The sequence below is a fragment of the Enterococcus sp. ZJ1622 genome, from assembly GCF_011038845.1.
Classification (GTDB): domain Bacteria; phylum Bacillota; class Bacilli; order Lactobacillales; family Enterococcaceae; genus Enterococcus_B.
Genome location: NZ_JAAKDW010000015.1, coordinates 47,316 through 59,263, shown reverse-complemented (window position 1 = coordinate 59,263; position 11,948 = coordinate 47,316). Strand labels below are relative to the sequence as shown.

Annotated in this window: 9 protein-coding genes; 4 read left to right on the top strand and 5 right to left on the bottom strand. The window is 39.9% G+C overall.

The genetic code is table 11. The features are described 5' to 3' along the window. Positions 1 to 244 precede the first annotated feature (244 nt). Positions 245 to 1,111: a DegV family protein gene (locus G7Y42_RS12825; protein WP_165006547.1), complete on the top strand. Its 867-nt coding sequence runs from the start codon at positions 245 to 247 to the stop codon at positions 1,109 to 1,111. Between the two features lie 174 nt (positions 1,112 to 1,285). On the opposite strand, the gene G7Y42_RS12820 is transcribed toward G7Y42_RS12825, so the two are convergent. Then, positions 1,286 to 2,908, bottom strand: a complete 1,623-nt coding sequence (locus G7Y42_RS12820) for an ATP-binding cassette domain-containing protein (RefSeq protein WP_165006544.1) — start codon at positions 2,906 to 2,908, stop codon at positions 1,286 to 1,288. Between the two features lie 258 nt (positions 2,909 to 3,166). On the opposite strand from G7Y42_RS12820, the gene G7Y42_RS12815 reads away from it, so the two are divergent. After that, a complete protein-coding gene (locus tag G7Y42_RS12815; RefSeq protein WP_165006542.1) occupies positions 3,167 to 3,688 on the top strand; it encodes a DUF308 domain-containing protein in 522 nt (173 codons plus the stop codon). Between the two features lie 670 nt (positions 3,689 to 4,358). Here the strand turns inward: G7Y42_RS12815 and spxB are convergent. Next, the gene (spxB, locus tag G7Y42_RS12810) at positions 4,359 to 6,146 is read right to left on the bottom strand and encodes a pyruvate oxidase (protein ID WP_206215462.1); all 1,788 of its coding nucleotides are present in this window, start codon (positions 6,144 to 6,146) and stop codon (positions 4,359 to 4,361) included. A gap of 161 nt (positions 6,147 to 6,307) precedes the next feature. On the opposite strand from spxB, the gene G7Y42_RS12805 reads away from it, so the two are divergent. Further along, entirely contained in the window at positions 6,308 to 7,126 is an 819-nt protein-coding gene (locus G7Y42_RS12805; RefSeq protein WP_165006539.1) for a ZIP family metal transporter, read from the top strand. A 140-nt stretch (positions 7,127 to 7,266) separates the two neighbouring features. Here G7Y42_RS12805 and G7Y42_RS12800 read toward each other — a convergent pair whose 3' ends face one another. Beyond that, entirely contained in the window at positions 7,267 to 7,464 is a 198-nt protein-coding gene (locus tag G7Y42_RS12800) for a hypothetical protein (RefSeq protein ID WP_165006536.1), read from the bottom strand. Positions 7,465 to 7,632: 168 nt separating this feature from the next. Here G7Y42_RS12800 and G7Y42_RS12795 point away from each other — a divergent pair, with 168 nt between their 5' ends. Continuing rightward, positions 7,633 to 8,211 carry a TMEM175 family protein gene (locus G7Y42_RS12795; RefSeq protein ID WP_165006533.1) on the top strand — a complete coding sequence of 193 codons (579 nt, stop codon included), beginning with the start codon at positions 7,633 to 7,635 and terminating at the stop codon, positions 8,209 to 8,211. 994 nt (positions 8,212 to 9,205) lie between these two features. Here G7Y42_RS12795 and G7Y42_RS15045 read toward each other — a convergent pair. Both G7Y42_RS15045 and G7Y42_RS12785 read right to left on the bottom strand, forming a co-directional pair. Then, positions 9,206 to 9,637, bottom strand: a complete 432-nt coding sequence (locus tag G7Y42_RS15045; RefSeq protein WP_241161962.1) for a hypothetical protein — start codon at positions 9,635 to 9,637, stop codon at positions 9,206 to 9,208. A 473-nt stretch (positions 9,638 to 10,110) separates the two neighbouring features. Next, entirely contained in the window at positions 10,111 to 11,898 is a 1,788-nt protein-coding gene (locus G7Y42_RS12785; protein ID WP_165006531.1) for a HAMP domain-containing sensor histidine kinase, read from the bottom strand. Positions 11,899 to 11,948 lie beyond the last annotated feature (50 nt).

Genomic DNA, 11,948 nt, shown 5'->3' with positions numbered 1-11,948 from the left:
AAACTTCCTTTCAGATTGATGTTTTAGACGACTCTATTCTATCGGAATTTTTGTATGTCTGTTTGTTTTTTTACAAAAAAATCTAGGACCGACAGAAAATTCTATCAGTCCTAGAAATTATAGAGCCTCATTTTGTTCCATCCTCTTGTTTTTTTAAAAATCGAGAAATTCAAAATAACTAAACGCATCAGATTTGCTATAATAGGCGATAAGGGTAAAATGGAACGTGAAGGAGTTGAAGTTTGTGTATGAAATCGTAACGGATTCTTGCTGCGATCTGCCATATCAAGTATTAGCAGAGGCAAAAGTAGAATTTTTATCAATGAAGCTTCAATTGAATGGTCAAGAGTTGTTAGATGATCTTGGTGAAACATTTGATTACGCTGAATATATGGAACAATTGAAAAATGGAGCGATGCCCACGACATCCCAAATCAATGTCGGGCGTTATTTAGAGTTTTTCCGTTCTTATGCGGAAAAAGGGATACCTGTGTTGTACGTGGCTTTTTCGAGCGGAATGAGTGGTTCTTATAACAGTGCCTTGCAAGCAGTCGAGATGCTAAAGGAAGAATACAAAGACCCGCAGATCTATGTATTTGATACGAAAGCTGCGAGTATTGGTGAAGGGCTTTTAGTATTAGAAGCGGTGAGACTGAAAAAAGAAGGAAAAACATTGGAAGAAACACTGGAATGGCTGGAACAGAATTATTTGAAAGTCCATTCATGGGTCACTGTAGATGATTTGAAGTATCTTGAGCGTGGTGGTCGGATCTCTAAAGCAAGTGCAACACTAGGGAGCATCTTGAGTGTAAAACCGATCATCACTGTGGATGAAGGCGGACGATTGATCAACGTCGACAAGGTTCGAGGCAGGAACAAATCAATCCAAAAAGTCGTTGATGAGACGGTCAAAAATATCGTTGCACCATTAGAACAAATCGTTTATATTGCGTACGCAGGCGATAGAGATAGCGCTGAGAAAGCAAAAAAACTTTTGGAAGAGCAGATCAAAATGAAAGAAGTCAAGCTTTATCCATTAGGCCCAACAATCGCGAGCCATACAGGTTACGGCTGTATCGCTATTTTCTCGATGGGCGTCACTCGAGGATAAAAGCAGCGCCTCAAGTTTTTGAACACCGTGAATCAGAGGTTGTGAGCCTGCCGTTTAACTCTGAGGCACGAGGAGTTGGCAGGAGAACACCATTTATGAGAGGTTGCAAAAGAGGATATGACAAGATCTTGTCATATCCTCTTTTCATCACATGCAATAGAGACAACTCGTGGATTATCCCCATAGCTCTTTCAATTGTTTTTGAATATCTGGATTCTCTAAGAATTCATCATAAGTCGTATCTGCCCGGTCAATCACACCCTTGTCTGACACAGCAATGATGCGGTTTGCCAAAGTTTGGATGAATTGATGGTCATGAGAAGCAAATAGGATAGAGCCTGTAAATGCCATCAAGCCATCGTTTAATGCAGTGATCGATTCCAGATCCAAGTGATTCGTCGGATCATCTAATACAAGGACATTCGCTTTTGAAAGCATCATTTTGGACAGCATACAACGTACTTTTTCTCCCCCAGACAAAACATTGACGGGTTTTAGCACTTCTTCCCCAGAGAATAACATTCTACCCAAAAAGCTTCGCAAGAATGTATTGTCGTCTTCTTCTTTGCTGGCGTATTGGCGTAGCCAGTCTAAGATCGTCAACTCTGTATCGAATTCTTTCGTTGTATCTTTTGGCAGGTAAGAGTTGCTTGTCGTAACTCCCCAACGAACAGTTCCAGTATCAGGAGTGATTTCGCCCATGATAACTTTGAACAAAGTAGTAGTTGTAATATCATTTTCTGCGACGAAAGCAACCTTGTCTTCTTTACTCAAATTAAATGATATATCATTTAAGATTTTCTTTCCATCGATGGTGACACTAACGTTTTCGACTTGCAGAAGATCGTTCCCGATCTCACGTTCCGGTTTGAAACCAACGAATGGATAACGTCTAGAAGATGGTTGGATATCATCTAATGTGATTTTTTCCAGCATTTTTTTACGGGAAGTTGCTTGTTTCGATTTTGAAGCATTGGCACTGAATCGCGCAATGAATTCTTGTAGTTCTTTGATTTGTTCTTCTTTTTTGGCATTGGCATTGGCTTGTAATTTTGCTGCCAACTGACTAGATTCCAGCCAGAAATCGTAGTTCCCGACATAAAGCTTGATCTTCCCAAAGTCCAAATCTGCCATATGTGTACATACTTTATTTAAGAAATGGCGGTCATGTGAAACGACAATGACTGTATTTTCGAATTCAATCAAAAATTCTTCCAACCAGTTGATGGATTGGATATCCAATCCGTTTGTTGGTTCATCTAGAAGAAGGACATCTGGTTTACCAAACAAGGTTTGAGCAAGCAGTACTTTTACTTTTTGTCCTCCAGTAAGTTCGCTCATCTGTTGGTGATGCAATTCTTCTGGGATATTCAATCCTTGCAACAAGACCGCAGCTTCTGGTTCAGCTTCCCAGCCATTCAGTTCGGCAAATTCGCCTTCAAGTTCTGCTGCTCGGATACCGTCTTCATCGGTAAAGTCTTCTTTCATGTAGATGGCGTCTTTTTCTTTCATCACTTCATACAAGCGTTTGTGTCCCATGATCACTGTTTCCATCACTGTATATTCTTCATAATCATAATGATTTTGCTTCAATACAGCCATACGTTCATCAGGACCCATCGAAACTGTACCTGTAGAAGGCTGCAAATCGCCAGATAATACTTTAAGGAACGTTGATTTACCTGCACCATTTGCACCAATCAAGCCATAGCAGTTTCCGGGAGTGAATTTAATATTTACATCATCAAATAGTTTGCGGTCTGAAAAGTGCAAACTCACATCATTTACAGTAATCAATTTTTTTCCTCACTTTTATCTCTTTTAGTTTTGACAAGTCTTCTAGAATTATATAGGGGAAAGGTAAAAGTTTCAAGGTAATCGGCTATTCTTTGTGTTTCACGTGGAACGTTTCGCAAAAAATGAAAGATAAGAGTGGTTTGCGTCAGATTTAAAAATAATCATTCATTCGAAAAAATATAAAACAGCATAATTTTTGACGTTATTTATAAGAGGGCGTACTATGGAAATGTAAAGAAAATGAAAGAAGGATAGAAAATGAATGAAAGAAAAACAGTCGATTGGGGATCTTTGATTTTAGGTATTTTATTTGTTCTAGTTTCGCTCTTATCTTTTCAAGACCCAGTCGGAAATCTCGTCGCTATCGTAGTCGTTTTTGCCATTTTTGCTTTTTTAAAGGGGATCTTTGAGTTATTCATCCGTAACCGCTTGAAGGAACTGACGGGATACAAAGGGAAAATGCCACTAGTCATCGGAGTAGTCGATATTTTAGTTGGTATCTTTTTCTTATTCAATATCGGCGCAGGAGTTGCTGCATTGCCATTTGTCTTTGCTGTATGGTTTATTGCCGATTCGGTTCTCGCATTGTTCACTGCAGACTTGGCTAGAGGTGTAAGTACTGGTTATTACTGGTTCACAGTTATTGTAAATATTTTAGGGATTCTGTTGGGGATCGTTTTATTGTTCAATCCGATCTCTTCAGCGTTGACATTGAGTTTCTTAGTAGGTTTTTATTTTATGTTATTTGGTATCACGCATATCGTTTATGCGTTCAGATAATCCAAGTAGCAAGAATATGTGATCGAATCATTAAGAAACAGATAAATCGGCTTCCAAGGATTAGCAGAAGATGCAAATGCTTGGAGGCCGATCGTTTTTTATAAATCAATTCTTTTTATAGTGCGAAATCACGTGAACTTCGGTGATCCGATGAGGGAATGTACTTACGCAAATAAAGCTGAACGGTACTGTTACAACCTCATACATGGTGTTCAAAAGCTTGCATCTGCGGCACTAAGTCCAATCAGCAGAAAAATATGAGGAGCTATTTTTAGCTGATTGTTCTTACTGCTTGATGCAGGGCAGCTTTTTCACAACCTCTGATAAACGGTGTTCAACCAGCTGAGCTTCGATATTAGCTCAGAAAAATACAAAAATATGAGGAACTATTTCATATTTTTCCTCTCTAATACTCAGGTCAAAGCGCTGCTTTCACAACCTCATACACGGTGTTCCATCTGCTGCTTCTCGGCAATAAGTTCACTGCACAAGAAAATATGAGAAGCTATTTTCTGTTCAGTGTCCTTATTCCTTAAAGCAGAACGCGGTTGTCACAACCTCATACACGGTGTTCTCCTGCCAACTCCTCGGGCACAAGTCACAATATTCATCAAACATGAGAAGCTGTTTTTTGAAATTGTTCCTTGTGCCTTGGAGTTAACCGGCAGGCTCACAACCTCTGATTCACGGTGTTCAAAAGCTTACTGCTTGATGCAGGACAGCTTTTGAACAACCTCTTTTCATACAATTCATTCAACACTGGCATATCAACGACTTCATATTTTTCCTTGAATGCCTGGATTTCTTCTTCTGAATATTTTCTTGGATCTAAATGGAGGTCTTCTACTGGCAGTGGTCGTTTGTTTCCGATTTTTACATCGATGACCACTGGACGGGTAGATTTGGCTGCTGCGTCAAATGCTGGTCGCAACTGCGAATATTCGGTAATGGTAAAGCTGTTTGCGCCTAGTGCTTCTCCGACTTTTCCAAAGTCAGCACCTTCTAAAAATACACCGAATTTCTTTTGTTCCGTATCTTCTTGTTCAGCTTCGATAAAGCCGAATGAATCATTCGAAAAGACGACATTGATAACTGGCAGCTGGTATTTTACCTGTGTGATGATATCTTGCATGACCATCGCAAATCCGCCATCGCCACTCAACGTAAAGACTTGTTTTTCAGGATAGCTCAATTGAGCTGCGATTCCGCCTGGTACTCCATTTCCCATTGTTGCGAACCAACCGGAAGTCGTATGTTTTTGCTGACCATTCATATTCAGTGAGCGGATCGAATGAATCGTCGTATTTCCGACATCTGTCACGAAGATTGCATCGTCTTTGGCGATTCGATTGATTTCTTTGTAAACAGCTTCAGGGCGTACAGGCTCTTCGTCACGTGATTCAAATGATTGTAGCCATTTGACCCATTTTTCCTTGTTTTCTTGATTAGCAAGGAACCAGCTGTCTTCAGGTCGTGCTTCACCAAGTTCGACAAGTTTTTGGAGCGTTGTATTGGCATCTCCTAAGATCGAAAGAGATGTCTCATGACGACGACCGAATTTAGAAGCATCGATGTCTACTTGGATAAATTCGGCATCCGGATTGAAGAAGGCACGTCCAAACGGGAAATCACTTCCTACGAATAAAATCAGGTCAGCTTCTGCTAGTGCTTCGTTTCCCGGTTTGGTTGCTACACGACCTGCAAAACCAAGGAAGTTAGGATAACTATCAGGTACGATACCTTTAGCTAATACAGAAGCGACGACAGGTGTTGAGAAGTGTTCAGAAAACTGTTTGATCTGCGGGAAACCGTTTCGGGTCCCTTGACCGATGTACAACACTGGTTTACGAGCCTTTTTGATAAAAGGAAGTGCAGCAAGCAGGTCTTTTTCTTCAGGTAAAATGACGCTTGTTTTATGTGTATGTGCAGTAGAAAAGGCTTGTTCTTCGATTTCTTCAAAACCAAAGTCGACAGGGATAGTGACAATCGCTACACCTTTGTGCTCATAGGCTGCTTTGATCGCTTCATCAGCCACATGTGGCAGACTTTGCGGAGTCATCACTGTACGATTGTATACGCTGACATCTGCGAATATAGGGTTTTCATTTAATTCTTGGAATGAATTGTAGTTCATCGAAGTAGAAGCGACTTGTCCTAGAAAAGCTACAAGTGGGACATGATCCATTTGTGCGTCATATAGGCCATTGATCAAATGGGTTGCCCCAGGACCAGCTGAACCAAAAACTGCTCCGACTTTTCCTGTCAGTTTGGCATCGGCTGCGGCGGCTAAAGCACCAACTTCTTCATGGCGGACTTGGACATAACGAATTTTTTCTCTTTCATGATATAAAGCATCCATGATCGAATTGAACGAACCGCCGGGGATGCCGTAAATATGATCGATTCCCCAACTTTCGAGGACTTTTACCATAGCTATTCCTGCATTGACTGTTGACATGATGTACCACTCCTTTTACACATCGCTTTCGCTGATGTTTTAATAACTAGAGTATAGAACTTTCTCCAAAAAATCCCAACTAATTCGTCTCCTTATAAAAAAGTAGTCACAGTTTTTCATCTATGCTAGAGTAGTAATCAAATAGGTGAGAGGAGAATGACATGACTGAGTGGCTATTGAAGTTGGAACCGTGGCAACAGGCACTGACCGGAACGGCTTTTACGTATTTCATGACTGCGCTTGGCGCGGCGTTAGTGTTTTTCTTTAAAGAAATCAAAAAAGAGGTCTTGAATTTGATGTTAGGCTTCGCATCAGGGGTAATGATTGCGGCAAGTTTTTGGTCGTTGTTAGATCCTGCGATCACGAAAGCCGAAGAAAACGGAGATATTGCTTGGCTAGTCGTCAGTATCGGGTTTGGCTTAGGCGGTATTTTCTTATATATTGCGGACAAAACACTCCCGCATATGCATTTTGGTCCCCAGCATGAAAAAGAGGGGCTTCCTACACATTTGAAACGAACGATTTTACTTGTCTTTTCTATTACATTACACAATATCCCAGAAGGTCTGGCAGTAGGTGTCGCTTTTGGCGCGGCAGCAACGGCTGATAACCCTACAGCATCTATTCTGGCAGCGATATCGGTTGCTTTAGGGATTGGTATCCAAAACTTCCCGGAAGGCGCTGCAGTGTCGATCCCATTACGCCAAGAGGGACTTAGCAGAAGGAAAGCTTTTGTTTACGGGCAAGCTTCTGGGATCGTCGAGCCGATTGCAGGGGTGATTGGTGCGATATTAGTGACCAAAGTCGAGTTGCTTCTTCCTTATGCACTGGCTTTTGCTGCGGGTGCGATGATTTATGTCGTTGTAGAGGAATTGATCCCTGAAGCACAGCAGACCTTGTCGAGTAAACGGCATTTTGCTGTATTTGGGGTGATGAGTGGCTTTATCATCATGATGATCCTAGACGTTGCATTGGGTTAGAGGTTGTGAAAAAGCTGTCCTACATCAGGCAGCAGGAACGCTCAGATAAAAAGAGGTTGCGGCAGAATTGAATTCTGTCACAACCTCTTTTTTGAATAAGTCAGTATGAAGGTTTCAAAGTTTATTTTTTGTTCGTTTGTTTAGTAATATTTTCTACTGCGCGATGATCCTGTGATCCAGCGAACCAGCCAGACGACAATAGCTGCGGGAATCAGTAATTTGACTGCGAACCATAGGATGCTGCTTAATGCACCGATAAAAAGACTTACAACAAAACTAGCAACAATCAGAACCATGATCAGCATGAAAATGTTCAAGAATGTATTTTTTTGTCTCATGGGATACCCTCCTCTTTTCCTTGTCTTATGATAAAGAAAGTATAACAAGAATTTTCTTTTTTCACCTCCAACTGTAGACTGATTTTTTTCTAGGTCATTCTAACGATCAAACAATTGCTTTTTCTATTCCATTTCATCTACAATGAAGCAGAAAAGGAGGAAATATTTATGCCAAAAAATCGTTTAGAAGCTTTTACAGATGCAGTCATCGCGATCATTATGACTATTTTAGTATTAGAGCTTCATAAACCAGAGGGCGATACGTGGGCCGCGCTTACAGCTTTAGGGAATCGTTTCTTTATCTATATCGTTAGTTTCGTTATCTTAGGGATTTACTGGAATAACCATCATCATTTATTTCAAGTGGTACATAAGATAAATGGACGTGTCTTGTGGGCAAACAGCTTCTTTATCTTCGCATTGTCGCTTTTTCCATTTGCTACTTCATGGATCAGTGAATATATCAATAGCTTGACTCCAGAGATCACTTACGGGGTAGTTACGCTAGTGGCGAATATCGCCTATTATATTTTGGCAAGGGAACTAGTCAATGCCAATAAAGGACATGAAAAAGGACTCAAAAAGCTTTTGAACAATTACAAGAAATCATACCTTTCGATCAGTCTGAATGTATTAGGTATCCTGTTAGGTTATCTGATAGCGCCTGTCGCTGTATTGATCGCAAATATTGTGATCCTGATGGCTTGGTTCATACCTAGTCGTGCCATCGAATCGCAATATAAATGACGAATAGCCAATTTTACTAAATTTAAGATAAAAATAAGAGAAAGATAAAAAATAATCTGTTTTTTTAGGGGAAAAGGAGAGGTTGTGAGCCTGCCGTTTAACTTTGAGGCGCAAGGAGTTGGCAGGAGAAGACCGTTTATATCAAGAGGTCGTGAAAAAGCTGATCTGCATCAAGTAATAAGAACAACCAAACAAAAATAGCTCTTCATATTTTTCGATTGGTTGGGCTTATTACCGCAGATGCAAGCTTTTGAACACCGTTTATTCGAAAAAAGGAACTGCGACAAGTCTTTTGTCACCCCCCCTTATGGACCGGAAGAAATCTCGTATAGGATTGATCACAAGTTTTATCACCATACTTATTTATTTAGGCCAAAGCAAATGCAGCTGGTTCGTGGTCTGTTCAACGGCTGTTTTTACTATCGTTGCTGCATATAAAAAATAAAAAAGACTTCTCAGGAACGGAAACAATCTTCCAAAGTTAGATCAAGCATCTGATTTTTTAGGAGAGAGGGAACTGAGAAGTCTTTTTTGTGGAAAAAAACAAACAGTCCTTTGTTACCCACTGTTTTCCACAGTGGATAACTTCAACAGAACAAATCGAAGAAAAACGATGAAATAGAACCAAAAATAAGGGGAATAACGAATATACAATGCAAATGTATAAATATTAAAGAGACATACGACGCCAAAGAAAAAGTTTGTATACCACAAATAAAAAATAACTTGAATGATTGGAGATAGATGTTATTTTATTATTTTAAAATAACGAGCTTTTGGAGGAGCGTTATTTACGCTAGGAAAAACGATAGTTCATCTGTCAAATCTAGCTAAAAATAAAAGAAAACTAGCGTATTTTGCCGAAGAATTGAGAACGTAGAAACATTGGGCAGAAGGGTTGTTTCAAGGGAAAACAAGGATCATTAGAGTAAAATAAAACTAGTTTGTAAGCAAAAAACATACCGATAGGGGGTATGTTTTCGTGGAGATAAATTCACTCTGTTTTACTATTACTTGGCTGATAAGCAAAGTAACGTGCTCCTTTTTTTGCTAAACCGAACGTATCATGAAGGGCTAGGTTTTGCGGGGTGTAACGAATCTCAGGGATCGTAAATCGTTTTTTCTGCTTATCTAATATAGAAATCGAAAATTTGTGCTCATTCTGCTCTTCATCCGTCAACGTCGCTTGAAGCGTATCCTCAAAATCGATTGCGGTGATCTGATAAAGTCCTAGCAAGGTGAGTTGTGGTCCTTCAGCTTTCATCAGTTGTTTTTTCGTAGGGACATGCGCCATATCTTCGTCGATGGATTGGTTCATCTCTGCTTTTGAGGAGATGTCCATTACTGGAGTAGTGAAGAAAGCAGCTATAATCAATAAGACAGTCAATGTGCATAGGCTGGCTAAAATAAATGTACTTTTTTTCATTATCCGGACTCCTGTTCTAACGATTATGATGAAAAAACAATCACTTTTTAATTATTCCGAATTTCAGATGGATCAACGGTATAATAGGTGATCATTTTGATAGATGTTTGTTATTCATTTCTATTCCTATTTTAGTATAATTGGAATATTTAAAAAAGGAAGCATTTACATCACTGATTTAATCCTCATGCAATAGGTTTTTCATCAAATGATTATTTATATAAAAAAACATTATTTTTTTTAATAAGCAAAAAAATCATTACCCTTGTTATTTTACAATCAAAGCCAAGTTCACTCTTTTTTTCAAAAAAAGAAGATTAGTTGTCAAAAAATCTTTTTGTATCTATCATATGGTAGCGCTTTAATGTTAAACTGTGATAGAGAAAGAATTGAGAAGAAAAGCCAAACACTGCACATACTCGATTATTGGCCGAGCATGCACAGTAGTTCTCTGTTATGTTCGTTCGGTGTTATCAGTTTTCTATTGCGATGCCAAGAGAGAAAGTCGTTCCTTTCTCATTGCTTGTCACATGGAGTAGCCAGTCGTTCTTCTTTGCGATCGATGCAACGATGAAAAGGCCGAGTCCTGTGCCGCCTGAAGCTGTTTTAGTAGTGAAGAACGGGGTGAAGATCTTGTCTTGGATCTCTGGCGGAATCCCCGGACCGTTATCTGCGATTTTGATTACTGCAAATGAGTTCTTTTGCTGAAACGAAGGGCGGTGCTCAAAATAGGTGGGCAACTCGTCTGTCGTTTCGAGCATCAGATGGATACAACAGTCATTTCTTGCTTGATAAGCATTGGTAATAAGATTGTAGAGAATGATTTGAAGATCATCTTTTTCGAAGCAGGCGATCCCATTTCCTGATAACGAAATTTCAAGAGTAAGTGATTTCGGCAGCAACACGCGAAGCATCTGAATCGCTTCTTCGATGACAGGTGTGATCGAATGTTTGTTTTTTTGCATGGTATCGATTTTGGAGAAGCGAAGCACATTTTTAGAAAGCTGCAGCCCTTTTTCAGCAGCATGATAAACTTCCTGGAGATCTTCTGTCAGGATCTCGTTCCCCTGATGCTCTTCAATCAGCAATTGAAGATTACCGATCATAGGGGTCAAAAAATTATTCATGTCATGGACGATTGTTGTGGTCAATAGTCCGATCGTTTCCAGTTTTGATTGCTGGAGGATACTTTTTTCCAGTTCGTGTTTTTCCTGAAGAAGATGCTGACGCTCTCGCAGCTTCTGGTTTTCATGATAGGTCTGGTTGCGTTTCAGATAGTAATGAGTAGCAAAGCCTAACAACAGAATCACCACAAGCAATAGCATCAGCAGGCCCAAAGTAATCAAATCATCTTGGATCAGGAGACCGTTTTTTTCGTAATAATCTTCGTTGCTGGCAAAAACAAGATGAGCATTTCCCAGAGTGACCCATTCGTATGAAGTGATTTTCAGCACTTGTTTCGGTCGAGCATCTGTCCACCAGTAAGAATGATACGACAGGCTACCTTTTTGGTTTGCGAGCTGCTCTTTTTCTAAACGTACTAGATCAGATAGATCCAGATCCGGAAATTTCTCTTTTCGTCCCTCGATGATCCCTAGGCCGATCTGTTCTTGTGAAGGGTGCATGACGACTTTCATTTCTTGGTTTTTGACCATAGTATAGCCATTCAAGGAGTGTTCCTCCATCAATTCTGTTCGATAAAGATTCTGTAGATCGATAGGCATAACGAGCAAGGCTTGCTTGTCTGTTTCTAAAGAAAGTGGCTGATAAAGGTTTATGTAAGAGTGATTGTGTAGAAAATAGACATCGCTTGTTTCTTCGTTCTTGGTTTCGATCGCTTTTTTAAAATATGGATCGGCAGCGATAACTTTGGTACGATCTTTGACTGAAAGCATCGGATTCGAATATAACTTTCTGCTATCTAACAAAGTTCCTTCTGATGAGAAAAGATAAAGGCCTGCTGCAGCGGGATTTTCTTGTGTATGCTGTTCATCGAGGGACGAGATCGGTTCTTCAAGCTTTATGTTATCCGTACTTAAAGACTGGCTGCAAAGCTTTAAGGCGAGCTGATAAGACTGAAGTCTGGTTTGGATGACATTGATCGCAGAGCGGTTGATCGTTGTCAATTGGTCTTTTGCTAATGCTACGGCATGTTTTTGAGTATGATAGTAACTTGAGAGAGTAAAGAGCATTCCAATGATCGTGAGTAACAGGACAAGCAGCATACTGCCATATAAAAATTTATTCGAAGGTCTTTTCATGATAGGTTCCTTTCCGCGTTTTATTCCATTATGTACTAGGGGGAGATTCT